Source organism: Pseudomonas sp. NY15437, assembly GCF_048068435.1.
GTDB lineage: Bacteria > Pseudomonadota > Gammaproteobacteria > Pseudomonadales > Pseudomonadaceae > Pseudomonas > Pseudomonas nitroreducens_B.
In genome coordinates, this window is the sequence record NZ_JBLUQC010000004.1 from 209,546 (window position 1) to 235,385 (window position 25,840).

General features: G+C 66.5%; 18 protein-coding genes. 10 read left to right on the forward strand and 8 right to left on the reverse strand.

The features are described 5' to 3' along the window. Window positions 1-25 precede the first annotated feature (25 nt). Both ACNFIA_RS11230 and gpmI read right to left on the reverse strand, forming a co-directional pair. Complete coding sequence (locus ACNFIA_RS11230) at window positions 26-1,315, reverse strand: murein hydrolase activator EnvC family protein (RefSeq protein ID WP_259757864.1); 1,290 nt, start codon at window positions 1,313-1,315, stop codon at window positions 26-28. 138 nt (window positions 1,316-1,453) lie between these two features. Beyond that, window positions 1,454-2,989: a 2,3-bisphosphoglycerate-independent phosphoglycerate mutase gene (gene gpmI, locus ACNFIA_RS11235; RefSeq protein ID WP_416784851.1), complete on the reverse strand. Its 1,536-nt coding sequence runs from the start codon at window positions 2,987-2,989 to the stop codon at window positions 1,454-1,456. 145 nt (window positions 2,990-3,134) lie between these two features. On the opposite strand from gpmI, the gene ACNFIA_RS11240 reads away from it, so the two are divergent. The 3 genes from ACNFIA_RS11240 to secB are packed head-to-tail and all read left to right on the forward strand — an operon-like array spanning window position 3,135 to window position 4,334. Continuing rightward, window positions 3,135-3,557 carry a rhodanese-like domain-containing protein gene (locus ACNFIA_RS11240; RefSeq protein ID WP_138523680.1) on the forward strand — a complete coding sequence of 141 codons (423 nt, stop codon included), beginning with the start codon at window positions 3,135-3,137 and terminating at the stop codon, window positions 3,555-3,557. A gap of 1 nt (window position 3,558) precedes the next feature. Further along, window positions 3,559-3,813, forward strand: a complete 255-nt coding sequence (grxC, locus tag ACNFIA_RS11245) for a glutaredoxin 3 (protein ID WP_024762249.1) — start codon at window positions 3,559-3,561, stop codon at window positions 3,811-3,813. Between the two features lie 38 nt (window positions 3,814-3,851). After that, window positions 3,852-4,334: a protein-export chaperone SecB gene (secB, locus tag ACNFIA_RS11250; protein WP_017517171.1), complete on the forward strand. Its 483-nt coding sequence runs from the start codon at window positions 3,852-3,854 to the stop codon at window positions 4,332-4,334. 713 nt (window positions 4,335-5,047) lie between these two features. On the opposite strand, the gene ACNFIA_RS11255 is transcribed toward secB, so the two are convergent. Beyond that, complete coding sequence (locus ACNFIA_RS11255; protein WP_416784854.1) at window positions 5,048-5,446, reverse strand: hypothetical protein; 399 nt, start codon at window positions 5,444-5,446, stop codon at window positions 5,048-5,050. A gap of 52 nt (window positions 5,447-5,498) precedes the next feature. On the opposite strand from ACNFIA_RS11255, the gene trmL reads away from it, so the two are divergent. Beyond that, on the forward strand, window positions 5,499-5,960 hold the full coding sequence (gene trmL / locus ACNFIA_RS11260; protein WP_259757859.1) for a tRNA (uridine(34)/cytosine(34)/5-carboxymethylaminomethyluridine(34)-2'-O)-methyltransferase TrmL: 462 nt from the start codon (window positions 5,499-5,501) through the stop codon (window positions 5,958-5,960). Window positions 5,961-6,419: 459 nt separating this feature from the next. Here trmL and ntrC read toward each other — a convergent pair whose 3' ends face one another. The 4 genes from ntrC to ACNFIA_RS11280 form a co-directional block, all read right to left on the reverse strand. After that, window positions 6,420-7,850, reverse strand: coding sequence for a two-component system response regulator NtrC (gene ntrC / locus ACNFIA_RS11265; protein ID WP_259757858.1), 1,431 nt, complete (start codon window positions 7,848-7,850; stop codon window positions 6,420-6,422). A 2-nt stretch (window positions 7,851-7,852) separates the two neighbouring features. Continuing rightward, on the reverse strand, window positions 7,853-8,929 hold the full coding sequence (gene glnL, locus ACNFIA_RS11270) for a nitrogen regulation protein NR(II) (protein ID WP_259757856.1): 1,077 nt from the start codon (window positions 8,927-8,929) through the stop codon (window positions 7,853-7,855). A 207-nt stretch (window positions 8,930-9,136) separates the two neighbouring features. Beyond that, window positions 9,137-9,718 (reverse strand): DUF4124 domain-containing protein, encoded by a 582-nt coding sequence (locus tag ACNFIA_RS11275; protein ID WP_416785425.1) that lies wholly within the window; start codon window positions 9,716-9,718, stop codon window positions 9,137-9,139. Between the two features lie 11 nt (window positions 9,719-9,729). After that, complete coding sequence (locus ACNFIA_RS11280; RefSeq protein WP_416784857.1) at window positions 9,730-10,278, reverse strand: DUF4124 domain-containing protein; 549 nt, start codon at window positions 10,276-10,278, stop codon at window positions 9,730-9,732. A 193-nt stretch (window positions 10,279-10,471) separates the two neighbouring features. On the opposite strand from ACNFIA_RS11280, the gene ACNFIA_RS11285 reads away from it, so the two are divergent. Beyond that, window positions 10,472-12,679: a mechanosensitive ion channel family protein gene (locus ACNFIA_RS11285; protein WP_416784859.1), complete on the forward strand. Its 2,208-nt coding sequence runs from the start codon at window positions 10,472-10,474 to the stop codon at window positions 12,677-12,679. 240 nt (window positions 12,680-12,919) lie between these two features. On the opposite strand, the gene glnA is transcribed toward ACNFIA_RS11285, so the two are convergent. Beyond that, window positions 12,920-14,329, reverse strand: a complete 1,410-nt coding sequence (gene glnA, locus ACNFIA_RS11290) for a glutamate--ammonia ligase (RefSeq protein WP_259757849.1) — start codon at window positions 14,327-14,329, stop codon at window positions 12,920-12,922. 332 nt (window positions 14,330-14,661) lie between these two features. Here glnA and thiI point away from each other — a divergent pair, with 332 nt between their 5' ends. The 5 genes from thiI (at window position 14,662) to estP (ending at window position 25,561) form a co-directional block, all read left to right on the forward strand. Next, window positions 14,662-16,116, forward strand: a complete 1,455-nt coding sequence (thiI, locus tag ACNFIA_RS11295; RefSeq protein ID WP_416784861.1) for a tRNA uracil 4-sulfurtransferase ThiI — start codon at window positions 14,662-14,664, stop codon at window positions 16,114-16,116. Window positions 16,117-16,285: 169 nt separating this feature from the next. Continuing rightward, entirely contained in the window at window positions 16,286-18,106 is a 1,821-nt protein-coding gene (gene typA, locus ACNFIA_RS11300) for a translational GTPase TypA (protein WP_416784863.1), read from the forward strand. A gap of 376 nt (window positions 18,107-18,482) precedes the next feature. Continuing rightward, window positions 18,483-22,190, forward strand: a complete 3,708-nt coding sequence (locus ACNFIA_RS11305; RefSeq protein ID WP_416784865.1) for a DUF2339 domain-containing protein — start codon at window positions 18,483-18,485, stop codon at window positions 22,188-22,190. Further along, window positions 22,187-23,551 carry a DUF3999 domain-containing protein gene (locus ACNFIA_RS11310; RefSeq protein WP_416784867.1) on the forward strand — a complete coding sequence of 455 codons (1,365 nt, stop codon included), beginning with the start codon at window positions 22,187-22,189 and terminating at the stop codon, window positions 23,549-23,551. Before ACNFIA_RS11305 ends, ACNFIA_RS11310 begins: the two co-directional genes overlap by 4 nt. Window positions 23,552-23,653: 102 nt before the next feature. After that, on the forward strand, window positions 23,654-25,561 hold the full coding sequence (gene estP / locus ACNFIA_RS11315; protein WP_416784869.1) for an esterase EstP: 1,908 nt from the start codon (window positions 23,654-23,656) through the stop codon (window positions 25,559-25,561). Window positions 25,562-25,840: the final 279 nt, after the last annotated feature.

Sequence of the window (25,840 nt, forward strand, 5' to 3'; positions counted from 1 at the left end):
TTGGCTCCTAATGCGTGATCGCCGCTTATCCCTGCGTGCGACACCAGGTCGAAGGGTCCGCCGGGCGACCCTGATGGCGAATGGCAAAATACACCGCCGGGGTACTCTGACCCCCGCTGGCTCCCACGGTTGCAATGGGATCGCCCGCTTTGACGGTATCGCCGGCGTCCTTCAGAAGACTTTGATTATGCCCATAAAGGCTGAGGTAGCCACCACCGTGGTCGAGAATGACCAGCAGGCCTGAGCCCCGCAGCCAGTCGGCGAACACCACGCGGCCGCCATGGACCGCGCGCACGGTGCTGCCGGCGGAGGCGCCGATCAGTACGCCATCCCAGGTGGCGCGGGGGTCGTCGCCGCGCGGGCTGCCGTAGCGCGCCAGCACGCGGCCATCCACCGGCCAGGGCAGCTTGCCCTTGGTGGCGGCGAAGGCGCCGCCAAACCCCGCGCCGCTGGAGACCAGCGGGCCGCTGTAGTCGGGGCGCTTGGACGGTGTTTCCGGCTTCTCGCCGCGGCTGGCCAGTTCCTGCTCGCGCTTGACCCGCTCGCGCTCGGCGGCCAGGGCGCGCTGGCGCGCTTCCTCGGCTTCGCGGGCCTGGCGGGCGAGGGTTTCCTCGATGGTCTTGAGGACCTTGTTGAGGTCTTCCTGGCTCTGCTCGCGATCCTTGAGCTTGCTGCTGCTGTCCTTCAGGTCGCTGTTGAGCTTGGCCAGGGTCTCCTGGCGCGCCTTGCGGGCGTCGGCCAGTTCCTGGCGGCGGGCTTCGAGGGCGGCCTGCTGGGCGACCTGCTCGTCCTTCTGCGAGGTGATTTCCTGCTCGACGTTGCTCAGCTGGCGCAGGGTCTCGTTGAAGGCCGAGAGCTGCTCCAGGCGCGCCTTGTTGATGTACTCGTAGTAGGTGAGGGTACGGCTGAACTTCTCCGGGTGTTCCTGGTTCAGCAGCAGCTTGAGGTATTCCTGGCGGCCGCTCTGGTAGGCGGCGCGGGCCTGGATGGCGATCAGGCGCTGCTGCTCAAGGCGCGCGCCCTGGAGTTTTTTTTTCTCGTTGTCGAGGCGCTGCAGCTCTTCCTCGTTCTTCTTCATCTCGTCCTGGATCTGGCGGATCTGCTTTTCCAGGTCGCCCATCTGGGTTTCGGTGGACTTGAGCTGCTTCTGCACCCCGGACTTCTCGTCCTGGATGTTCTTCAGGTTCTTCTTCAGCTCGTTGATGTCTTTCTGCGTCTGCTCCAGCTGGCGCTGGGTGTCGGCACGTTCGTCGGCGACGACCGCGAGCGGGCTCAGGAGGCAGATCAGCAGCAGCGGGAGGAGGGCGCGAGGCATTGGGCGGCGGGCACCTGGATTCTGGACCGGGCTAGTATGCCCGTGGCGGGCGCTAAAACAAACGCCCCACACCGCATGGCGTGGGGCGTTTGCTCTGACCGGCGGGAGCTGGCTCACGTTCCCGCGCAATCGGGGACCTTACAGCAGGGTGATGATCGATTGGCCGGTCATCTCTTTGGGCTGCTCCAGACCCATCAGTTTGAGCAGGGTCGGGGCCACGTCGGCGAGCACGCCGCCCTCGCGGATGCTGACCTTGCGCTTTCCGACGTAGACGAACGGCACCGGCTCGCAGGTATGCGCGGTGTGCGCCTGACCGGTCATGGCGTCTTCCATCTGCTCGACGTTGCCGTGGTCGGCGGTGATCAGGGCTTCGCCGCCGACCTTGTCCAGCGCCTCGACGATCCGACCGACGCAGGTATCCAGGCACTCGACGGCTTTCACCGCGGCCTCGAACACGCCGGTGTGGCCGACCATGTCGCCGTTGGCGTAGTTGACGATGATCACGTCGAAACGCTGGTGCTCGATGGCGTCGACGATCTTGTCGGTGACTTCCGGCGCGCTCATTTCCGGCTGCAGGTCATAGGTGGCGACCTTGGGCGAGGGGATGAGGATGCGTTCTTCGCCTTCGAACGGCTCTTCGCGACCGCCGGAGAAGAAGAAGGTCACGTGGGCGTATTTCTCGGTCTCGGCGATGCGCAGCTGGGTCTTGCCGTTCTTGGCCAGGTATTCGCCCAGCACGTTGTCCAGGGATTCGGGCTTGAACGCGCTGGGCGCCGGGATGCTCGCCGCGTACTGGGTGAGCATCACGTACTCGGCCAGGTGCAGCTCGCGCTGGCGCGGGAACTCCTTGAAGCCGGGCTCGACGAAGGCGCGCGACAGCTCGCGGGCGCGGTCGGCGCGGAAGTTCATGAACACCACGGCGTCGCCGTCTTCCACGCGCACCGGCTCGCCGATGCGGGTGGCTTTGACGAACTCGTCGCTCTCGCCGCGCTCATAGGCGGCGTTCAGCGCGCCCACGGCGGTGTCGGCGGTGTATTCGGCGGCGCCCTCGGTGATCAGGTTGTAGGCGGCTTCCACGCGGTCCCAGCGGTTGTCGCGGTCCATGGCGAAATAGCGGCCGATGATGCTGGCGGTGCGGCCCTTGCCCAGGCGGGCGAAGGCGTCGTCGAGCAGTTTCAGCGACGGCTCGGCGCTCCTGGGCGGTGTGTCGCGGCCGTCGAGGAAGGCGTGCAGGTAGATTTTCTGCGCGCCGCGCTGCGCGGCCAGTTCGGCCATGGCGATCAGGTGGTCCTGGTGGCTGTGCACGCCGCCATCGGAGAGCAAGCCGAGGATGTGCACGGCCTTGCCGGCGCTCACGGCCTTGTCTACGGCGCCGGTCAGCACCGGGTTCTGGAAGAACTCGCCGTCGCGGATGGCCTTGGTGACGCGGGTGAAGTCCTGGTAGACGACACGGCCGGCGCCCAGGTTCATGTGGCCCACCTCGGAATTGCCCATCTGGCCGTCGGGCAGGCCGACGTCCATGCCCGAGCCGGAGATCAGGCCGTGCGGCTGGCTCGCCAGCAGGCGGTCCCAGTTGGGCTTCTTCGCGGCGTAGATGGCGTTGAATTCAGGGCTATCGCTATGGCCGAAGCCGTCCAGAATGATCAGGACCAGCGGTTTGCGCGTTGCAGTCATAGGTACGGCTCTTTCCGAGAATAGGGGTCAGAAAAGGACCGACATTTTACCGATTGGTGCCGACAGACGCCATGATCCGCAGGGTTCAGCCGTCAGATACGCGCGTGTATACTGGCCGGCATTTTTACGTCTGGATGTCTTGCGCATGTCTTCGTTTCTCCCTCGTCTGATCGAATTCGCCACCCACCACTACCTGCTGGTCGGTGCTCTGGTCATCCTGCTGGTGCTGCTGGCCCTGCACGAAATGCGCAAGGGCGGCCGCGCCCTGTCCACCCGCGAGCTGACCGCCATGGTCAACGCCGAGCAGGCCGTGGTGCTGGATATCCGCCCGACCAAGGAATTCGCCACCGGCCACATCGTCGGCGCGCTGAACATCCCGGCGGACAAACTGAACGCGCGCATGAGCGAACTGGACAAACACAAGGCCAAGACCATCATCGTGGTCGATGGCATGGGCCAGCACTCGGGCACCTGGTGCAGCGTGCTGCAGAAGGCCGGCTACACCGCTGCCAAGCTTTCCGGCGGCATCGGTAGCTGGCGTGGTGACAACCTCCCCCTGGTGAAGTGAGATGCCGTCGACCTTGATCTATACCAGCGCGTGGTGCCCTTATTGCATCCGCGCCAAGGCCCTGCTGGACAAGAAGGGTGTCGCCTACGAGGAAATCTCCGTGGACGGCAAGCCGGGCGTTCGCGCTGAGATGGCCAGCAAGGCGGGCCGCACCTCGGTGCCGCAGATCTGGATCGACGGAACCCACATCGGCGGCTGCGACGATCTTTACGCGCTGGAACGCGCGGGCAAGCTGGATACGCTGCTCTCGGCGTGATCCCTCATTACTGAAACGATGCACAAGAAGGTCCCGAAATGACTGAACAAGCCAGCAACGGCGCAGCCGAACAAGACAACAACCCGCAGTTCTCGCTGCAGCGCATCTACGTGCGCGACCTCTCCTTCGAGGCGCCCAAGGCTCCGGAAATCTTCCGCCAGGAGTGGCAGCCCAGCATCGCCATGGACCTCAACACCCGTCAGAAGCAGCTCGATGGCGACTTCTACGAAGTGGTGCTGACCGTTTCGGTGACCGTGAAGAACAACGAAGAAACCGCGTTCATCGTTGAAGTGCAGCAGGCCGGCATCTTCCTGATCAAGGGCCTGGACGCGTCCAGCATGAGCCACACCCTGGGTGCCTTCTGCCCGAACATCCTCTTCCCGTACGCCCGCGAAACCCTCGACAGCCTGGTGGTGCGCGGCTCCTTCCCGGCGCTGATGCTGTCCCCGGTGAACTTCGATGCGCTGTACGCGCAGGAAATCGCCCGCATGCAGGCTTCCGGCGAGATCCCGGCCCAGTAAGCACTGACGCCGCATGACAAAGGCGCCTTCGGGCGCCTTTTTCTTTGTCTGGCGCTTTGTTTGGTCAATTTTTGATCGGTCTCGCGCAAGCCATGTGCCCCTTCGGTTCCGCGCATTTATCCACAGACTGTTCCCGCAGTTGCCCAGGAATGCTGTGAGTAAGCCTCAGGCTCTTCGTAGGAGCGAGCTTGCTCCTACAGGAAAGCGCAGCCGCGCGGCGTTCAAGTTTGGTGCGTGCGCACTAGAGGGGCGCAGGCGGGTGGCGGTCTGCAGCCTCGGTATTGGCCGCTCCGCGGTGTGCGCACGGGCTCTTGGAAATCCACCGAAAGCCCCGTCGTTACTGGCTTTCAGGCGGTCAGCCGAGGTGCTGTGCGACACCAGGGGCGATCTTGGCACGCCCTCTGCAATACCCCTGACAACAGCGATTTCAGGGGCCTCGGTACAGGCAGGCTGGGGAACCCCTCTTTTACAACGTGCGAGCGCGCCACCCGAAGCGGTGGCCGTCGCAACCGGTTCGGGGGTCCTGGTACAGGCAGGCCGGGAAAACCCCCTTTTTATGCCCGCAGGCGCGCGTCCATGGCGCGCCACGCACCCGTTAGGGGTCCTGGTACAGGCAGGCCGGGGAAACCCCTCTTTTATGCCGCGATCCTCCGTCGGAGGGTTCGCTTCCCACTTCGGGGCCCCGGACCAGGCAGGCCGGGAAAACCCCGCTTTTATTCGGGCCGCGCGCTGATCGTCAGCCGCCACTGGCCCTTGATCTCGGCGCTGTCCCAGGCGCCCTGCAGGCGCCGGGTCGACAGCAGCGTCAGCAGAACCCCCTTCTCCTGTGGCTCCAGCTTCCAACGCACCGGCGCGTCGTCGATCCGCAACTGGCCCTGCCGTGGCGTGCCGCGGGCCGCGATGTGCAACGCCAGGGCGCCTTCCAGGTGCCCGGCACGCACGGCAGGCTGCGCGTCCAGGACGAGCACCAGCCCCGTCGCCGACGGCTCTACGGCAAGGATCTGCGGCGGGCCGTCGTGCGGCGGATTGACCAGGCGGCCGAGCATCAGGCCCAGCAGCAGGCCGAGCACGCCCAGCGAAACCATCACCTTCAGCCAGGGCCTGGGCCGCATTTGCGCCTGCGCGGGGGTAGAATGCCCGCCGTTCTCAGGCTCGGAGCGCTGCATGTTCCACGTAATCCTTTTTCAACCGGAAATCCCCCCCAACACCGGCAACATTATCAGGCTGTGCGCCAACGCGGGTTGCAGCCTGCACCTGATCGAGCCGCTGGGCTTCGAGTTGGACGACAAGCGCCTGCGCCGCGCCGGGCTGGACTACCACGAGTACGCCAGCGTGAAGCGTTACGCGACGCTGGAGGAGTGCCTGGAGCAGCTGGGCCGGCCGCGCCTGTTCGCCTTCACCACCAAGGGTTCGCAGCCGTTCCACGAGGTGGCCTACGCGCGCGGCGACGCCTTCCTGTTCGGCCCGGAGAGCCGTGGCCTGCCGGAGGAGGTGCGTGATGCGCTGCCCCCCGAACAGCGCGTGCGCCTGCCGATGCGTCCCGGTTGCCGCAGCCTGAACCTGTCCAACACCGTGGCGGTCACCGTCTACGAAGCCTGGCGTCAGCACGGCTTCGCGATGGATTGAGCGTTTTCTGATCGATCCGCGCAAAGCCGCGCCGGGCGTGGAGCGCAGCGGCTTGCCCCAAGCTTATCCACAGGCGGGCGCACAGTGGATGTGGGCAAGCTGGAAAGTCCTGCACAGAAACCAGGCAAACCCACAGACCGCGCGTGCTCTGGGCTGTAGCACGTTCCTTCCCCGTTCCGTGCACAGGGTTATCCACAGGTTGTGGGGATAGAAAGTGCAGGTATGTGAACGAACATCGGCGGTGCCGCCACGCTTTCTGTAGGAGCGAGCTTGCTCGCGAACGGGCTATCCGTCGGCGCCAGTGGTGGGGCGGTTCGCGAGCAAGCTCGCTCCTACAGGGGTTATCTGGCGCGTAGGAGCGGACTCCGTCCGCGATTGGCCCGAGCCGGCACCGCGCATACGGCGAGGCGCGATGGAACAAAAAAAGGGGGCTTCCGGCCCCTTTATCGCTAAAGGACCTCAGTCCTCGCCATCCTCGTCCGGGCCGTCGATCTTCATGCCCAGTTCCTTGATCTTGCGGGTCAGGGTGTTGCGGCCCCAGCCCAGCAGCACGGCGGCGTCGCGGCGGCGGCCGGCGGTGTGCTTGAGCGCGGTCTCGATCATGATCCGCTCGAAGGCCGGCACGGCGGTGTCCAGCAGGCTGGACTGGCCGCGCGCCAGCGCCTGGTCGGCCCAGTGGCGCAGGGCCTGTTCCCAGTTGGCGGCCGGCACGCTGTCCTGGGGCTGGGTCATCAGCTCCGGCGGCAGGTCGTCGATGTGCACCTCGCGACCGGAGGCCATGACGGTGATCCAGCGGCAGGTGTTCTCCAGCTGGCGCACGTTGCCCGGCCAGCCGAGGTTCTTCAGGTATTCCTCGGTTTCCGGCTTCAGCAGCTTGGGTTCCACTGCCAGTTCCTGGGCGGCGCGGGCGAGGAAGTGGCGGGCCAGCGCCGGGATGTCCTCGCGGCGGTCGGCCAGGCGCGGGATGTGCACGCGGATGACGTTCAGGCGGTGGAACAGGTCCTCGCGGAACTTGCCCTCGCGCACCAGGTTTTCCAGGTTCTGGTGGGTCGCGGCGATGATCCGTACATCCACCTTCACCGGGGTGTGGCCGCCGACGCGGTAGAACTCGCCGTCGGCCAGCACGCGCAGCAGGCGGGTCTGGGTATCGGCGGGCATGTCGCCGATCTCGTCGAGGAACAGCGAGCCGCCGTCGGCCTGCTCGAAGCGCCCGCGACGCTGGTTGGCCGCGCCGGTGAAGGCGCCTTTTTCATGGCCGAACAGCTCGGATTCCATCAGGTCCTTGGGAATCGCCGCCATGTTCAGGGCGATGAACGGCGAGGCCGCGCGCGGGCTGTGGCGGTGCAGGGCGTGGGCGACCAGCTCCTTGCCGGTGCCGGATTCGCCGTTGATCAGCACGGTGATGTTGGAGTGGGAGAGGCGGCCGATGGCGCGGAACACCTCCTGCATCGCCGGCGCTTCGCCGATGATTTCCGGGGTGCGCGTCTGGTTGGCCGGCGCTTCCAGGCCCTGTTGTTCCTGGGCGTGCTGGTTGGCGCGCTTGACCAGGGAGACCGCCTCGTCGACGTCGAACGGCTTGGGCAGGTATTCGAAGGCGCCGCCCTGGTAGGAGGCCACCGCGCTGTCCAGGTCCGAATGCGCGGTCATGATGATCACCGGCAGGCGCGGGTGCACTTCGCGGATCTGCGCCAGCAGGTCCAGCCCGCTGGCGCCGGGCATGCGGATGTCGGAGATGATCACGTCCGGCTGCTGCCGGCCCAGGCGGCTCATCACGCTGTCGGCGCTGTCGAAGCTGACCGTGGTCATGCCTTCCTGCTGCAGGGCCTTTTCCAGTACCCAGCGGATGGAGCGGTCGTCGTCGACGATCCAGACGGTCTCTGATCGGCTCATGGTCAATGGACTCCTTGTTCCAGGGGCAGGAACAGACTGAACACGGTGTGGCCGGGATGGCTCTCGCATTCGATCAAGCCCTGGTGCTGGCTGATGATGTTCTGGGTAATCGCAAGACCCAGGCCGGTGCCGTCGGCGCGGCCGCTGACCATGGGATAGAAGATGGTGTCCTGCAGTTCAGCCGGGATGCCGGGGCCGTTGTCGATGATCTCGACCTTGCACACCAGGCGGTGGCGCGTGTGGCCGATGGTGAACTGGCGCAGGGTGCGGGTGCGCAGGGTGATGCGCCCCAGCTTGAGTTCGTTCTGCGCGGCAATCGCCTGCATGGCGTTGCGCACGATGTTGAGCACCGCCTGGATCATCTGCTCGCGGTCGATCAGCAGGTCGGGGATGCTCGGGTCGTAGTCGCGCACCAGCGGGATGCTGCCCTGGGTTTCGGCTTCCACCAGGCTGCAGACGCGCTCCAGCACTTCGTGGACGTTGGTCACCGAGAGCTGCGGCAGCTTGTTCGAGCCGAGCATGCGGTCCACCAGGTTCCTCAGGCGGTCGGCTTCTTCGATGATGACGTTGGTGTAGTCCTTGAGCGATTCGTCCGGCAGCTCGCGGGACAGCAGCTGTGCCGCGCCGCGAATGCCGCCCAGCGGGTTCTTGATCTCGTGGGCCAGGCCGCGCACCAGCAGCTTGGTGGTCTCCTGCTTGGACAGCTGGGCCTCTTCCTTGGTGATCCGCAGCAGTCGGTCGCGCGGGTGCACTTCCAACAGCAGCAGGGTGTTGCGGCGGTCGAGGATCGGCGTCACCGCGTAGTCCACGGTGATGGTCTGGCCGGTCAGCGAGGTCAGGGTCGCCTCGCGCTTGGTGAACGGGTGCGCCTCTTCCACCGCCTGGCGCAGCGACTGCAGCGCCTCGGGCGATTCGGTGAACAGCTCGCTGATGAACTGCCCGTGGCTGCGCTGGCCGCTGACCGCCAGCAGCATTTCCGCCGCCGGGTTCATGTACTCCAGGCGCAGCTCGGCATTGAGCAGGATCACCGCCGTGGTGAGGTTGTCGAGCAACAGGCGGAGCTGGGTTTCTGTAGGCATGGTGTAGGAGATGTCCCAAGACTGTGCGGGAAAATGCAAAAAGCAAACCAGGCCCTGAAAAGACGCGTATTTAGCGGCACCGCGCTGATTGGCGGTGCGCGGACGGCCGGATCGGCCCTCGAGCGTGACCTGAAATGGGGAGAGTATAGAAAGTGGTGCAGGCATATGCACCGTTATGGTGCATTTGTGCTGACCGGTGCGCCGGACTCAACGACTGGCGGCGTTGAAGTCCGGCGTGGCGTCGAGGGTGGTCGCTTCGGCGACCGAGACGCGGAACATGTGGAAGGGCTGGTTGGGCGTCTGTTCGATGGTGCGCCCGAGGGTATCGACGATCTCCACCGACAACTGATGGGTGCCGCGGTCGATGTTGTACAGCGGGAATACCGGGCTGCGGCCGGGCTCGCCGACCGGCTTGCCGTCCAGCAGCAGGCGGTAGAGGTGGCCGGGGAGCAGGGCCGGGTCGCTGGTGGCGGAGACGATCAGCGCACCGTCGTTAGCCCGCACGGTGGCGTCGGGCTCCGGCACGATGATGCGCAGCAGCTGGTACGCCGGCGGGCCGGGCGGCAGCGCCGGGGTGGCCGGGGCATAGAGCGGCGGCGGCATGCGCACGCCATTGGGGGCGCCCGGCTGGGCGTTGGTCGGCGCCAGTTGCAGTTTCTGCGCGTTGCCGCGCGGTGGCTGGTCGGTGAAGACGCGATTACCTTCCTTGTCGATGTAGGTGTACACCTCGGCGCTGGCCGGCAGGCAGCTCAGCGCCGACAGCAGGGTCGACAACAGGAGGGTCAGCAGCAGGCGCATCGTCAGCCGCCCATCCGGGGTTGGACTTTCGGTCGTTGCGGGCTGTGGGTGCTGATGCGCTGCAGGGTGAAGCTCACCGGCGCGCTGGCCTGAATCACGCGGCTGCCTTGCAGTACCTGGACCGCCAGGGTGTGGTCGCCGCGGTCGAGGTTGTCCAGGCCGATGCTGGTGCTGCTGGTCGGTGCGCCGTAGGGCTGGCCGTCGAGGACCAGTTGCAGTTGATGGGCCGGCGACAGGGCCGGCTGCACTACCACGTTGACCGTGAAGGTGCCGTTGTTCTGCCGCAGCGCCTCGTCATCGGGCAGGTTGCTCAGGGCGAGAATGGCGTAGGTGTTGCTGGCCTGGCTGCCCGTGTCGCTTTCGCTCGGCGCAACGACCGGCGCCTGCGGGCCGACGGTGTTGGTCGGCGGCAGTTCCACCGGCTTGGCGTCGACGTCGGTGGGGGGCTGGTTGGTGAACACCGTCTTGCCGTCGGCGTCGGTGTACTTGTAGATCTGCGCGCTGGCTGGCAATGCGGCGGCGAGCAGCAGGGCGGTAAGGATCAGGCGCATGAAGAATCTCCGGATGGTCGTGCCAAGCCTTGCACCGCCGGCGGCGGCTGGCAAGTTGCCTATTGTCTTTCAGGAGGGCGCCGCGCGTTGTGCGCTGCTGCTCGCCGGGGGACCTTTCCTGCGCGGGACGGGTCCGAGCCTGGCGCCGGCGTCTGTATGATGCGGCGAGCGTCATTGTCCATGGTTGTGGGGTATGTCTGTGATTCCAATTCGTTACCTGCTTCGTCAGTGGCTGTTGCTGTGCTGCCTGGGTCTGGGCTGGTGCGTCGCCGGACCGGCGCAGGCGGCGCTTCCCGGGCCGCTGGCCGGGGTGACGGGCAGTGGCGAGGCGAAGGTCAGCGACGCCCAGCTGGAGCAGTCGCTGAACCAGGTGATCAAGACCCTGGAGAATGACCAGCAGCGCGCCGACCTGCTGAAGAAGCTCAAGCAACTGCGCGACGCCACGCAGAAGAGTTCCGAGGACCAGGGCGGCGTGCTCGGGTTGATCGGCGACACCCTGGGCAGCCTGGAGCGGCAGTTCGAGGGCGCCAACAGCCCTGTGGTGCGCTGGTCCGAACTGTTCCAGGGCGCCGGCTACGAGCTGGACGCGCGCACGCCGTCGCTGGCCGAGTGGCCGGGGATGATCCTCGATTTCGCCCTGGTGATCCTCATCTGGGCCTGCGTCGCCCTGGGCCTGCGCTGGCTCGCCGGGCGCATGCGCCAGCGCTTCGGCCTGGAGAGCGAGCTGCCCCAGCACCCCAAGACCCGCGACCTGCTGCTGTTCGCCCTGCGCAAGCTGGGCCCCTGGCTGGTGGCCTTCCTGATCACCGTCTACCTGTCCGTGGTGCTGCCCAGTTCGCTCGGCAAGCTGGTGGCCATGGTGATCGCCTACACCCTGGTGTGCGGCACGCTGTTCTCGGCGCTGTGCGTGATATCCCTGTCGCTGCTCAGCGGCCCGCACCGCATGCGCGCGCTGGACATCCTGCGGCGCCGCGCCTTCCGCCCGTTGTGGCTGATCGGCAGCCTCGCCGCGCTGGGCGAGGTGATGCATGACCCGCGGGTGATCGAGAGCCTGGGCATGAACATCTCGCTGTTCGTCGGCTCGCTGGCGAACATCTGCGCGGCGCTGCTCACCGCCTTGTTCGTCCTGCAATTCCGCCGGCCCATCGCCCATCTGATCCGCAACCAGCCGCTGGAGCGTCGCCTGAAGCGCCGTGGCCTGAGCGACCTGGTGGAGCTGATCGGCTCGATCTGGTTCCTGCCCGTGCTGGTGCTGGTGGGCATCTCGCTGTTCGCCACCATCGTTACCGCCGGCGACAGCAGCTATGCCCTGCGGCGCGCCCTGGTCTGCGCCGCCGTGGCGGTGGTGGCGATGACCGTCAACGGGCTGATCCGCCGCGCCCACCTGCGCTCGACACGGCGCGGCGCGCGCCGGCACGCGCCGTACATCGAGCAGTTGCAGAACTTCGGCTACACGCTGTTGCACCTCGCCAGCCTGTTGTTCTTCCTGGAGATCGGCCTGCGCGTGTGGGGCATGTCGCTGATCCGCTTCGCCGAGGGTGATGGTTCGCAGATCAGCCTCAAGCTGTTCAGCTTCGGCACCACGCTGCTGGTCGCCTGGCTGGTGTGGATTCTCACCGACACCGCGGTGCAGCACAGCCTCGGCCTGGGCGGCAAGAAGAGCGCCAACGCCCGCGCCCTGACCATGCTGCCGCTGATCCGCAACGTGCTGTTCGTGGCCATCGCGGTGATCGCGCTGATCGTCGCCCTGGCCAACATGGGCATGAACGTCACGCCGCTGCTCGCCGGTGCCGGCGTCATCGGCCTGGCCATCGGCTTCGGTGCGCAGTCGCTGGTGGCGGACCTGATCACCGGCCTGTTCATCATCATCGAGGACTCGCTGTCCATCGACGACTACGTGGACGTCGGCGGGCACCTCGGCACGGTGGAGGGCCTGACCATCCGCACCGTGCGCCTGCGCGATCTGGACGGCGTGGTGCACACCATCCCGTTCAGCGAGATCAAGAGCATCAAGAACTACTCGCGGCAGTTCGGCTACGCCATGTTCCGCTGGCCGGTGCCGGCGACCATGCCCATCGACGATGCGCTGGCGCTGGTCAAGGAGGTCTCCGGCGAGTTGCGCGGCGACCGCACCATCAACCGCGCCATCTGGTCGCCGCTGGAAATCCAGGGCATCGAGAGCTTCGACGCCGGTCAGGCGATCCTGCGCTTCCGCTTCAAGACCGCGCCGATCCGCCAGTGGGAGGTGCAGCGCGCCTTCAACCTGCGCCTGCGGCAGAAGCTCGACAAGGCGGGGTTGGAACTCTCCATGCCGCGCCTGAACGTGCAGCTCTCGCGCATGCGCAAGCCGCGCCGCGAGGACGACGAGGAACACGGCACGCCGGCGGACGGCGGCATCTGATCCTGCGGCTCTTCGTAGGAGCGAGCTTGCTCGCGAACCGCCCGGCACCGGCGTTGCCGGGAAATCCGTTCGCGAGCAAGCTCGCTCCTGCAGGGATTAAGCCCGGACCTGTAGGAGCGGGCCACGCCCGCGACCGCGCGCATGGCGCGCGCATACAAGGCGCGTCCGCTTTCCTGAGCCCATAAAAAAGGCCTCCCGAAGGAGGCCTTAATGGTGTCGCTATTTATAGGTATTCGTGGATCAGACGCTGTAGTACAGGTCGTATTCCAGCGGGTGCACGAAGGTGCGCACCTTGATTTCTTCTTCCGACTTCAGCTCGATGTAGGCATCGATGAACTCGTCGGTGAACACGCCGCCCTTGGTCAGGAACGCACGGCCCTTGTCGAGTTCTTCCAGCGCCTCTTTCAGGCTGCCGCACACCTGCGGGATTTCCTTCGCCTCTTCCGGCGGCAGGTCGTACAGGTTCTTGTCGGCGGCATCGCCGGGGTGAATCTTGTTCTGGATGCCGTCCAGGCCCGCCATCAGCAGTGCGGCGAAGCACAGGTAGGGGTTGGCAGCCGGGTCCGGGAAGCGCGCTTCGATACGGCGGGCTTTCGGGCTGGAAACGTACGGGATACGGATCGAGGCGGAGCGGTTGCGAGCCGAGTAGGCCAGCATGACCGGGGCTTCGAAGCCCGGAACCAGACGCTTGTAGGAGTTGGTGGCCGGGTTGGTGAAGCCGTTCAGGGCCTTGCCGTGCTTGATGATGCCGCCGATGAAGTACAGGGCGGTGTCGGACAGGCCGGCATAGCCTTCGCCAGCGAAGGTGTTCTTGCCATCCTTGGAGATGGACATGTGCACGTGCATGCCCGAGCCGTTGTCGCCGTACAGCGGCTTCGGCATGAAGGTCACGGTCTTGCCGTAGGCGTCAGCCACGTTGTGGATGCAGTACTTCAGGGTCTGCACTTCGTCAGCCTTGGCAACGAGGGTGTTGAACTTCACACCGATCTCGTTCTGGCCGGCGGTGGCCACTTCGTGGTGGTGCACTTCCACGGTCAGGCCCATTTCTTCCAGGGCGTTACACATGGCGGTACGGATTTCGTGGTCGTGGTCGACCGGCGGTACCGGGAAGTAGCCGCCCTTGACGCCCGGACGGTGACCTTTGTTGCCGGTCTCGATGTCGGCGTCGGTGTTCCAGGAAGCCTGCTCGGAGAAGATCTTGAACATCGAGCCGGAGATGTCGGACTTGAACTTCACTTCGTCGAAGATGAAGAACTCCGGCTCCGGGCCAACGAATACGGTGTCACCGATACCGGTGGACTTCAGGTATTCCTCGGCGCGCTTGGCGATGTTGCGCGGGTCGCGCTCGTAGCCTTGCATGGTGCTCGGCTCGATGATGTCGCAGACGATGATCAGGGTCGGCTCTTCGGTGAACGGGTCCAGCACGGCGGTGCTGTCGTCCGGGAGCAGGATCATGTCGGAGGCTTCGATGCCTTTCCAACCGGCGATGGAGGAACCGTCGAACATCTTGCCGGCTTCGAAGAATTCATCGTCCAGGGCGTCGCGGGCGGGCATGGTGACGTGCTGCTGCTTGCCTTTGGTATCGGTGAAGCGCAGGTCAACCCACTTCACGTCATGATCTTTGATCAGTTGTTGCGACTTGTACGACATGCTGTCCTCCAGGAGGGATTAGAGCTGGGAGCTTTTCTATGCCCCAGTATCGGGTGATGCCGGCCGGAATACTCCGCCAGGGCAACCTGCCTCACAAGAGAGCAAGTTGCGTGCCAGTGCCCGTAAATGGGCAGGGGCCCTGAAATCACGGGTTACGGCGAGGGGGACGGGATTTCGCGCCACAATAGTGCACTGCTTTGGTGCTCCCTCATGGTGCATAAGTCCATTTTGGTGCACTCAAAAGAAAGTCTCCGATTTCTGCTCAAGTCTTGAGCAATTTCGGATATAATTCCGCCCCTTTTTTTCAGTCCCATGGCAATCGCCCGGTTCGCATGAAACTCATCGTCAAGGTCTTCCAGGAAATCACCATCAAGAGCCGGCCGGTGCGCAAGCGCTTCATCCGCCAGCTGGCGAAGAACATTCGCACGGTGCTCCGCGACCTCGACCCCGAACTGCTGGTCGAAGGCGAGTGGGACAACCTCGAGGTCGAGACCCAGGTCACCGACGCCAAGGTCCTGCGCGAGATGATCGAGCGCCTGACCTGCACGCCGGGCATCGGCCACTTCCTGGACGTGCACGAATACCCGCTGGGCGATTTCGACGACATCCTCGAGAAGTGCAAGCAGCACTTCGGCGACAAGCTGCCGGGCAAGATCTTCTCCATGCGCTGCAAGCGCGCCGGCAAGCACCCGTTCACCTCTATAGATGTGGAGCGCTACGTCGGCGGTGGCCTGCGTCAGCACTGCGGCGCGGCGGGCGTTTCGCTGAAGAACCCGGAAGTGGAAGTGCGCGTGGAAATCCGCCACGACCGCCTCTACGTGATCCATGCCCAGCACGATGGCCTGGGCGGTTACCCGTTGGGCGCGCTGGAGCAGGTGCTGGTGCTGATGTCCGGTGGCTTCGACTCCACCGTGGCGGCCTACCAGATGATGCGCCGCGGCATGATCAGCCACTTCGTGTTCTTCAACCTCGGCGGCCGTGCCCACGAGCTGGGCGTGATGGAAGTCGCGCATTACCTGTGGGAGAAGTTCGGTCGTTCCCAGCGCGTGCTGTTCGTCAGCGTGCCCTTCGAGGAAGTGGTCGGCGAGATTCTCACCAAGGTCGACGACAGCTACATGGGCGTCACCCTGAAGCGCATGATGCTGCGGGCGGCCAGCCGCGTGGCCGAGCGCCTGGAGCTCAATGCCCTGGTCACCGGCGAGGCGATCTCCCAGGTGTCCAGCCAGACCCTGCCGAACCTCTCGGTGATCGACCGGGTGACCGACACCCTGGTGCTGCGCCCGCTGATCGTCAGCCACAAGCAGGACATCATCGACACCGCGACGAAGATCGGCACCGCCGAGTTCGCCAAGCACATGCCCGAGTACTGCGGCGTGATCTCGGTGAACCCGACCACCCAGGCCAAGCCGTACCGTGTCGACCACGAAGAATCCAAGTTCGACATGGCCGTGCTCGACCGCGCCCTGGAGCGCTCCACCCAGATGACCGTCGACCGCGTGATCGACGAACTGGGCAAGGACCTGCCGGTGGAAATGGTCGACGAGGTGCTGCCCGGGCAGATCGTGGTGGACATCCGTCACCCCGACGCCCAGGAAGATGAACCGCTGGCCATCGACGGCATCGAAGTGCTGCCGATGCCGTTCTACGCGATCAATAGCAAGTTCAAGGAACTGGACCCCAACCGCCAGTACCTCCTGTATTGCGACAAGGGCGTCATGAGTCGCCTGCACGCCCACCACCTGGTCAACGAAGGGCACACCAATGTGCGTGTTTACCGTCCGCAATAAAGGCGCGGACCAACGCCGCCAGCCCGGACTGTTCGGCGGCAGCATCCGCCACCGACCTCCCGACACATTCGGTGCGTAGGCTCACGCCCTGACCTTTTGCACCGCCGCGCCACGGCCCGGCCCCCGCTGCCGAAACGGCAGCCGAAGATTCACTATCGAGACTGACACTGTGATCGAAAAACTGCGCAACATCGCCATCATCGCCCACGTCGACCATGGCAAGACCACCCTCGTAGACAAGCTCCTGCGCCTGTCCGGCACCCTCGACCGCAAAGAAGCGGAAAACGAGCGCGTGATGGACTCCAACGACCAGGAAAAAGAGCGTGGCATCACCATCCTGGCGAAGAACACCGCCCTGAAATGGAATGACTACAGCATCAACATCGTTGACACCCCCGGCCACGCCGACTTCGGCGGCGAGGTAGAGCGCGTGATGTCGATGGTGGACTCCGTACTGCTGGTGGTCGACGCCCAGGACGGCCCCATGCCGCAGACCCGCTTCGTGACCCAGAAGGCGTTCAAGGCCGGCCTGCGTCCGATCGTCGTGGTGAACAAGATCGACCGTCCGGGCGCGCGTCCTGACTGGGTCATCGACCAGATCTTCGACCTGTTCGACAACCTCGGCGCCACCGACGAGCAGCTGGACTTCCCGATCGTCTACGCCAGTGCCCTGAACGGCATCGCCGGCATGGACCACGAGAAGATGGACGACAACATGGACGCGCTGTTCCAGGCGATCATCGACCACGTTCCGGCGCCGAAAGTCGACGTGGACGGTCCGTTCCAGATGCAGATTTCCCAGCTGGACTACAACAGCTTCCTCGGCGTGATCGGCATCGGCCGTATCGCCCGCGGCAAGATCAAGACCAACACCCCGGTCGTGGCCATCAGCGACGACGGCACCAAGCGCAACGGCCGTATCCTGAAGATCATGGGCCACTCGGGCCTGCAGCGCATCGAAGTCGCTGAAGCCGAAGCCGGCGACATCGTCTGCGTGTCCGGCATGGACGAGCTGTTCATCTCCGACACCCTGTGCGACCCGCAGCACGTCGAAGCGCGCCCGCCGCTGACCGTTGACCAGCCGACCGTGAGCATGACCTTCCAGGTCAACGACTCGCCGTTCGCCGGCAAGGAAGGCAAGTTCGTCACCAGCCGCAACATCAAGGACCGTCTGGACAAGGAACTGCTGCACAACGTGGCCCTGCGCGTCGAGCAAGGCGACTCCCCGGAGAAGTTCAAGGTCTCCGGCCGTGGCGAACTGCACCTCTCGGTACTGATCGAAACCATGCGTCGTGAAGGCTTCGAGCTGGCCGTGGGCCGTCCGGAAGTGGTGATCATCGAGACCGCCGAAGGCGAGAAGCAGGAGCCTTACGAGAACGTCACCATCGACATCGAAGAGCAGCACCAGGGCTCGGTGATGGAGCAGATGGGCCTGCGCAAGGGCGATCTGACCAACATGATTCCCGACGGCAAGGGCCGCGTGCGCCTGGAATACACCATCCCGGCGCGTGGCCTGATCGGCTTCCGTAACAACTTCCTGACCCTGACCTCGGGCACCGGCATCCTGACCTCGACCTTCAGCCACTACGGCCCGATCAAGGCCGGCGAAGTGTCCAACCGCCAGAACGGCGTACTGGTCTCCATGGCCACCGGCACCGCGCTGACCTACTCGCTGGAAACCCTGCAAAGCCGCGGCAAGCTGTTCCTCGGCCCAGGCGACGAAATCTACGAAGGCCAGCTGGCCGGCATCAACAGCCGCGACAACGACCTGGTGATCAACCCCACCAAGGGCAAGAAGCTCGACAACATGCGCGCTTCGGGCAAGGACGAAGTCATCGCCCTGGTTCCGCCGATCCGCTTCACCCTGGAGCAGGCGCTGGAATTCATCGCCGATGACGAGCTGGTGGAAGTGACGCCGAAGTCGATCCGTCTGCGCAAGAAGCTGCTCAACGAAAACGACCGCAAGCGCTACGAACGCGCCAAGGTCTGATTCGATCAGCCGCACAAAAAGCCGGGCATCTGCCCGGCTTTTTTTCGCCTGCCGAAAGGCCCGTATCCGCCGGGTTCCGCGGTGCGGCCCTGTAGGAGCGAGCTTGCTCGCGAACGCTTCGCCGCCTACGCCGGAGTGGGGAGGTTCGCGAGCAAGCTCGCTCCTGCCAAAAGCCATCGGGGCCGGGCAGGGCGCATGGCGTGCCCTGCGAAAAGAAACCCGCTCCCCGTGTCCGCGGGGCGTTGTGAAGACGTCTGAATCTTCGAAGCTGTGAGATCGTGAGCGCAGGCCAGGGACTCGGGCCGATATACTCAGCTGCCGGACGTTGCCGTCCGGATCGGGATGGATTCGCACAGAACCTCAAGGATTCGAAAGCATGCAATGGATTTTCATGCTGGTCGGCCTGGTCATCGGCGCCGCTGCGGGCGAGTCGATCACCGGGGCGGTGTTGGGCGCGGTAGCGGGGCTCGCGCTGGGGCAGACGTTCGCCCTGCACAGCCTGAAGCGGGAGAACGCCAGCCTTCGCGGCGAGTTGAAGGCCTTCGGCGCGCGCTTCGACCAGGGCACCCAGGCCCTGTACGAGCGGCTGCTGCAGGTGGAGCGCAGCGCCAGCGCGCAGACGCCGCCGGCGGGCAGCGACGCCGCCGCGCCGCCGATGCCGAGCGCTGCTGCCGAATCCGAGCCGGAAGCCGAGGCGCCGGTCAGCGAGCCGGCCGCCAGTGACCTGGACTGGAACATCGAACTGCCCGCCGACGAGCCGGCACCGGCCCCGGCGGCTGCCGCACGGGCACAAGCGCCCATCGAGTGGTCGGACCTGGTGCTGGAACCGCTGGAAACGCCCGTCGCCCAGGCCCGCACCGAAGCCCCCGAGGCCCAACCGCAACCGGCGCCTGCCGCGCCGCCGCCGTCTCCGCCCGCTCCGTCCCTGTTCGACCGCGCCTTCGGCGCCGCCCGTGACTGGCTGCTGGGCGGCAATACCGTGCTGCGCGTCGGCGTGGTGCTGCTGTTCCTCGGCCTGGCCTTCCTGCTGCGCTACGCCACCGAGGGCATGACCCTGCCGCCGCAGGGGCCGTACATCGGTACCGCCGCCGTCGCGCTGGCGCTGCTCGGGCTCGGCTGGTGGCTGCGCCACCGGCGTCCGGCCTATGCGCTAATCCTCCAGGGAACCGGTGTCGCGGTGCTCTACCTGACGGTGTTCGCCAGCATCAAGCTGTACCCGGCGATGAACCACGGCGAGGTGCTGATCGACCCGAAAGCCGGCTTCGTGCTGCTGGTGGCGGTCACCCTGTTCTCGGCGATGCTCGCCATCCTGCAGGACGCCGTGGGCCTTGCCGCGGCCGCCGCCCTGGGCGGTTTCGCCGCGCCGATCCTGGCGTCCACCGGCGGCGGCAGCCATGTCGCGCTGTTCAGCTACTTCGCCCTGCTCAACGCCGGCATCTTCGCCATCGCCTGGTTCAAGGCCTGGCGCATGCTCAACCTGATCGGCTTCTTCGGTACCTTCGGCATCGGCCTGGCCTGGGGGCTGCGCTCCTACCAGCCGGAGCTGTTCGCCACCACCGAGCCGTTCCTGATCCTGTTCTTCCTGACCTACGTCGCCATCGGCCTGCTGTTCGCTCGCCGTCGGCTGCGCGAAGCCGCCGGTGCGCCGGAGGACGATTCCCGCGAGGCGCTGCTGCGTTGGTCGGCGCGGCAGACCGACTATGTCGACGGCACCGTGCTGTTCGGCACGCCGCTGGTGGGCTTCGGCCTGCAATACGCGATCATCCAGCACCTGGCGTTCGGCGCGGCGTTCAGCGCCCTGGCGCTGGGCCTGTTCTACATGCTTCTTGCCCGCCTGCTGGCCGGGCGTACCGCCGGCCGCGCGCTGCTGCTGGTGGAAACCTGCCTGGCGCTGGGCGTGGTGTTCGGCACCCTGGCCATTCCCCTGGGCCTGGATGCGCGCTGGACCTCCGCCGCCTGGGCGGTGGAGGGCGCCGGCATCTTCTGGCTCGGCTTGCGTCAACAGCGGCCGCTGGCGCGGATCTTCGCCCTGCTGCTGCAAATCGGCGCGGCGCTGGCCTTCCTCGGCGAACTGCGCGCCAACCCGCAGTCGCTGACGCTGCTCGACGGGGCACCGCTGGGCGCGCTGATGCTCGGCGTCGCGCTGCTGTTCAGTTTCTGGAACCTGCGCACTGCCGACGCGCAAACCCTGCGCAGCTGGGAGCCGAATGCCCGCCCGGTGCTGGCAGCTTTTGGCCTGGCCATCCTCTACCTCATCGCGCCCCTGTTGCTGGGCGCGGACGGCACCGCCATGGCCTGGGCCTTGGCTGGCCTGGCTACGCTGTTCGCCGCGCTGCGCCTGCGTTCGCGCACCTTCCTGGCGTGCGCCTTTGCGGTGCAGTTGCTGGGCGGGGCGGTGTTCCTCCTGCATCTGCACGGCGCGGACGAGGGCAGCGGCGTCCTGGGTTCCGGCTGGCGCGGGCTGGTGACCGCCTCGCTGATCGGCCTGGCGCTGATCGCCGCCATGCTGATCGCCGCGCGCGATGCCATGGTGCGCGACGACCGCCGGCTGATGCTCGGCCTGAGCGTCGTCCTGCTGCTGGGCCTGGCCTTCATCAACCTCGCCGTGCTCTTCGTGCTGCCCTGGCAGACCGCCGCTGCGGTATGGGCCGGCAGCGGCCTGCTGATCCTCTGGCTGAGCCTGCAGTTGCAGCAGCGCGCGGCCTTCGTTTTCGGCCTGCTGCTGCAGGTGGTCGGTGCGGGTGCCTTCCTCTTCGGCGGCGCGGCGCTGTTCGGCGATTTGCCCAGCGAAGGCCTGAAACCGCTGGCACACATGGGCTTCTGGACGCCGGCGGTGCTGGCCCTGGCGGCGATGATCGGTGCCTGGCGCCTGCACCGGGCCAGTGAGCGCGAGCGCAACCTGGCGCTGGGTGGGCTGGGGCTGGCGCAACTGTCGCACCTGCTGCTGGCGTGGGGCGCCGGCTGGTGGGCGCTGACCGCCCTGTGGGAGATCGCCCGCTTCGTGCCCGCTGAGAAGCGCGAGCACGTGGCGCTGCTGGTGGCGGCGCTCAGCGTCGGCCTCTGGTCGCTGCTGGCGCGCCGCGAGCAATGGCGCGCGCTGGCGCTGCTGTGCCTGGCACTGGTGCCGGTGTCGCTGGTGGCGCTGGCCAGCGCCTGGAACCTGCAGTACCACCCGCTGGCGGAGCTGGGCTGGCTCGGCTGGCTGGCGGTATTCGCGGTGCACTTCTTCACCCTGCGTCGCCTCGCCGAGTGGCTGCCACCGCGAGCCGCGCAGGCAGCCCACGTGCTGGGCTGCTGGCTGATCCTCGGCGTGCTGGCGCTGGAATTGCGCTACTTGTTCTTCGCCCTGGCCGAGCACTACAACGCGTGGCGCTGGCTTGGCTGGGCGCTGGTACCGAGCCTGTTCCTGATCCTCATGGGCGGCGTCGCGCGCCTGCCGTGGCCGGTGGCGGCCTTCGAGCGCGAGTACCGCGCCATCGCCGCCGCACCCGTCGCGGCGGCGCTGCTGGGCTGGTTCTGGCTGGTCAACCTGTTCAGCAACGGCGCGGCCGACCCGCTGCCTTACCTGCCGCTGTTGAACCCCCTGGAGCTGGGCATGCTCATCGTGCTGGCGGCCATCTTCCAGTGGACGCGCCTGGGCCTGCCGCAGCTGGGCGTGGCCGAGTCCACCCTGCGCCTGCCGGTGCAGGCTGTGCTGGGCGCCTCGCTGTTCGCCCTGCTGACCATGGCCGTGTGCCGCACCGCGCACCACTGGGGCGGCGTGCCGTTCGAGTTCGACGCGCTGGGCCAGTCGATGCTGGTGCAGGCCGGGCTGTCCATCGTCTGGGCGCTGATCGCCCTGGGCCTGATGATCGTCGGGCACCTGCGCGGTCGCCGCGACTTCTGGGTGGTCGGCGCGGTACTGATCGCCGTGGTCGTGGCCAAGCTGTTCTTCGTCGACCGCGCCAGCAGCGGCAGCCTGGAACGCATCATTTCCTTCATCGGCGTCGGCGTCCTCATGCTGATCGTCGGCTACTTCGCGCCGCTGCCGCCACGCCGGCCCGCGCCGCAAGAGCACCTGCAACAGGAGCAACCCAGCGCATGAAGCTGACATCCGTCGTCCTGCTCGCCGCGGCGAGCCTGTTGGGCAACGCCGCCGGTGCCGCGCCGGCGCCTGCGGACTTCGCCCACCGGGTGCCGCTGGAGGTGTCCGGCAACGGCCCTTGGTACCGCGTGCAACTGCCCATCGAGGTCCTGTTCGCCGCGCGCCATGGCGACCTGCGCGACCTGCGCATCTTCAACGCCGAAGGCGAGGCGCTGCCCTACAGCCTGCGCACCAGCGCGGCCAGCGAGAAACAGGTGCGCAGCGAGGTGCAGGCGCGCATCTTCCCGCTGCGCGGCGCGACCGGCAGCGCCGCGGGCGACAACCTGAAGATCGTTCGCAGCACCACCGGCACCATCCTGGAGATCACCCCGAACGCACCCGCGCAGGACAAGACCCAGGTGCTGCGCGGCTGGCTGCTGGAAACCGGTTCCGGCGACCTGCCGCTGGACCGCCTGCAACTGGACTGGACGGCGGAGGGCGACGGCTTCCAGCGCCTGCGCATCGAGGCCAGCGACGACCTGGAGCACTGGCGCTCGCTGGGCGAAGGCCAGCTGGCGCGGCTGGACTTCAATGGCCAGCGCATCGAGCAGAACGACATCCCGCTACCCGGCCAGACGGCGCGCTACCTGCGCCTGTGGTGGGAATCGCCGGAGCAGGCGGCGCAACTGGTCGGCGCCATCCTCAGCGGCAGCCGCAGCAGTACCGGGCCGGTGCCGATGCTCTGGTCCGAGCCGCTGGCGGCCAAGGCCGACAGCAAGGGTGAATTCAGCTGGAGCCTGCCCCTGGCGCTGCCGGTGGAGCGCGTGCGGATTCCCCTGCAGCAGGACAACACCTTGGCGCCGGTGGTGATCTCCGGCCGCCACGACGGCAATGTGCAATGGACGCCCCTGGCGCGCGGCGTGCTGTATCGCCTGCCGGGGCAGGGCGGGGAAATCACCCAGGAAGAGCTGGAGCTGCCGGGCATCAGCCTGGGGCAACTGCGTCTGCAGGTGGACTCGCGCGGCGGCGGTCTGGGCGGTTCCACCGCGCACCTGAGCGTCGGCGTGCGCGCCAGCGAGTTGGTGTTTCTCGCCCGCGGCGGCGCGCCCTACGAACTGGCCGTGGGCAGCGATTCGATCAATGACGGCAGCCTGCCGCTGACCACCCTGGTGCCCGGGTACGAGCCCAAGCGCCTGGCGAGCATGGGCGAGGCGCGGCTCAAGGGCACGTTGCAGGCGCCGGCGGCAGCGGTGCCCGCGACTGTCGCGACAGCCGATACACAGTGGAAACGCTACGGTCTGTGGGCGTTGCTGCTGGCCGGCGTCGGCCTGCTCGCGCTGATGGCGCTGAGCCTGTTGCGGAGTTGTCGTCAAACGGGCTGATCGCCGCGGATCGCCGCACGATAGGGGTGTCGCCTGTAGAAATTCTGATACTGTCTTGTGGTTTCTGATTGCCCCAATAACAACAACGCATGGAGTAGCAGAATGATCAGAAAGGCGCTCACCCCGCTGGCGGCTGCGTGCGCGATGGCCATTGCCACACAGGCCCTTGCAGCCCCTTCGCCGTATTCCACCCTGGTCGTCTTCGGCGACAGCCTGAGCGATTCCGGCCAGTTCGCCGATGCCGGCGGCCCGGCTGGCGCCAGCACCCGTTTCACCAACCGCGTCGGCCCGACCTACCTGGACGGCAGCGGCGAGATCTTCGGCCCCACCGCGCCGATGATCCTGGGCGGCAAGCTGGGGATCGGTGGCACCGACCTCAACCCCTCGACCTCGCTGGTCCCCGGCACCGTGGACGGCAACAACTGGGCGGTCGGCGGCTACCGTACCGACCAGATCTACGATTCGATCACCGCCCCGGGCGGTTCGGTCGTCACCGCCGGCTCCAGTAGCCGCACCCGTGACGGCTACCTGGTGAACAACCGCGCCGATCCGAACGCGCTCTACTACCTCACCGGCGGCGGCAACGACTTCCTCCAGCTGCGCATCACCAACGACCCCACGGCCCGCGCCGCGGCCGGCCGCCTGGTGGACAGCGTGGACGCCCTGCACAATGCCGGTGCGCGCTACATCATGGTCTGGCTGCTGCCCGACCTGGGCCAGACGCCGGCCACCAACGGCACCGCGCTGCAATCCTTCGGCACCCAGCTGTCGGGCATCTTCAACCAGGAACTGGTCAGCCAGCTGGCGGCGTCCAACGCCAACGTCATCCCGCTGAACATCCCGGCGATGTTCAAGGAAGTGCTGGCCAACCCGGGCGCCTATGGCCTGGCCACCGACCAGAACCTGATCGGCACCTGCTTCAGCGGCAACAGCTGCCCCGAGAACGCCGTGTACGGCCGCCACGGGAGCAACCCCGACCCGACCAAGCTGATCTTCAACGACGGCGTGCACCCGACCATCGCCGGCCAGACCCTGATCGCCGACTACGCCTACTCGGTGCTCGCCGCACCCTGGGAAGCCACGATGCTGCCGGAGATGGCCCTGGGCAGTTACAACGCCTACCAGGACCAGTTGCGCAGCCAATGGCTGGCAGACTGGGAAAACTGGCAGGCCGCCGGCCAGTGGCGCGGCTTCGTCACCGGCGGCGCCCAGCACCTGGACTACGACGACCAGGACAGCGCTGCCGATGATTCCGGCTACGGCGCCAACCTGACCCTGGGCACCAGCTACCGCCTCGACGACGCCTGGCGTGTCGGCGGCTCGCTGGGCTTCTACCGGCAGAAGCTGGAGCTGGGCTCGGACGACTCCGACTACAGGCTGAACAGCTACCTGGGCAGCCTGTTCGTGCAGTTCCAGCAGAACCGCTGGTGGGCTGACGCGTCGGTGACCGGGGGCAAGCTCGACTTCGAGGACGCCAACCGCAAGTTCACCATCATCAATCACGAGGTCGAGGAAAAGGCCGACACCGACGGCAACCTGCTGGCCTTCAGCGGTCGCCTGGGCTACGACATTGCCCAGGGTGGCGAGAACTGGCACCTGTCGCCCTTCGTCAGCGCCGACTGGGCGCGGGTGAAAGTGGATGGCTACGACGAGGGCAGCGGCCGCTCCACCGCGCTGGCCTTCGAAGAGCAGAACCGCTATTCCCGTCGCCTCGGCGTCGGCCTGCAGGGCAAGCTGGACCTGTCGCAGGAAACCCAGCTGTTCGGCGAGGTCGCCGTGGAGCGCGAATACGCCGACGACACGCAGAATGTCGGGATGAACTTCACCAGCCTGCCGGACATCGGCTTCAGCCTACAGGGCTATACCCCGCAGAGCCACCTGCAGCGCGCCACCATCGGCTTCGCCCAGAAGCTGACTCCGGAGCTGTCGCTGCGCGGCGGCTACAGCGCGCACCGCAGCAGCGACGACCTGGCCCAGGGCGTGAACCTGGCGTTGAGCCTGGACTTCTGATCGATGCGGGGTGAGGTGAGCGCCAGGCGCGACCCTCACCCCGGCCCTCTCCCAGGGGGAGAGGGTGTTGATCGGCGTGGTGGGCAAGGGCGTACCCAGCCGATGCGGAAGGGGGCACTGCAATGGTGCAATCGCAGGACGGCTCCCTCTCCCCTCGGGAGAGGGCTGGGGTGAGGGCGGCTCTCGCCTCGATGCCCGCAATTCCACCACCAATCGCCATCGCTTCGCCAAACCCGCCTTGCTCCCCTGGGCGAACGTCATCCGGGCTGCCGCGCGCGT

What these genes read in the sequence shown, in the direction of transcription:
- ACNFIA_RS11230 (WP_259757864.1), bottom strand. Translation starts at nt 1,315, where the DNA reads ATGCCTCGCGCCCTCCTCCCGCTGCTGCTGATCTGCCTCCTGAGCCCG.
- gpmI (WP_416784851.1), bottom strand. Translation starts at nt 2,989, where the DNA reads ATGACTGCAACGCGCAAACCGCTGGTCCTGATCATTCTGGACGGCTTC.
- ACNFIA_RS11240 (WP_138523680.1), top strand. Translation starts at nt 3,135, where the DNA reads ATGTCTTCGTTTCTCCCTCGTCTGATCGAATTCGCCACCCACCACTAC.
- grxC (WP_024762249.1), top strand. Translation starts at nt 3,559, where the DNA reads ATGCCGTCGACCTTGATCTATACCAGCGCGTGGTGCCCTTATTGCATC.
- secB (WP_017517171.1), top strand. Translation starts at nt 3,852, where the DNA reads ATGACTGAACAAGCCAGCAACGGCGCAGCCGAACAAGACAACAACCCG.
- ACNFIA_RS11255 (WP_416784854.1), bottom strand. Translation starts at nt 5,446, where the DNA reads ATGCGGCCCAGGCCCTGGCTGAAGGTGATGGTTTCGCTGGGCGTGCTC.
- trmL (WP_259757859.1), top strand. Translation starts at nt 5,499, where the DNA reads ATGTTCCACGTAATCCTTTTTCAACCGGAAATCCCCCCCAACACCGGC.
- ntrC (WP_259757858.1), bottom strand. Translation starts at nt 7,850, where the DNA reads ATGAGCCGATCAGAGACCGTCTGGATCGTCGACGACGACCGCTCCATC.
- glnL (WP_259757856.1), bottom strand. Translation starts at nt 8,929, where the DNA reads ATGCCTACAGAAACCCAGCTCCGCCTGTTGCTCGACAACCTCACCACG.
- ACNFIA_RS11280 (WP_416784857.1), bottom strand. Translation starts at nt 10,278, where the DNA reads ATGCGCCTGATCCTTACCGCCCTGCTGCTCGCCGCCGCATTGCCAGCC.
- ACNFIA_RS11285 (WP_416784859.1), top strand. Translation starts at nt 10,472, where the DNA reads ATGTCTGTGATTCCAATTCGTTACCTGCTTCGTCAGTGGCTGTTGCTG.
- glnA (WP_259757849.1), bottom strand. Translation starts at nt 14,329, where the DNA reads ATGTCGTACAAGTCGCAACAACTGATCAAAGATCATGACGTGAAGTGG.
- thiI (WP_416784861.1), top strand. Translation starts at nt 14,662, where the DNA reads ATGAAACTCATCGTCAAGGTCTTCCAGGAAATCACCATCAAGAGCCGG.
- ACNFIA_RS11305 (WP_416784865.1), top strand. Translation starts at nt 18,483, where the DNA reads ATGCAATGGATTTTCATGCTGGTCGGCCTGGTCATCGGCGCCGCTGCG.
- ACNFIA_RS11310 (WP_416784867.1), top strand. Translation starts at nt 22,187, where the DNA reads ATGAAGCTGACATCCGTCGTCCTGCTCGCCGCGGCGAGCCTGTTGGGC.
- estP (WP_416784869.1), top strand. Translation starts at nt 23,654, where the DNA reads ATGATCAGAAAGGCGCTCACCCCGCTGGCGGCTGCGTGCGCGATGGCC.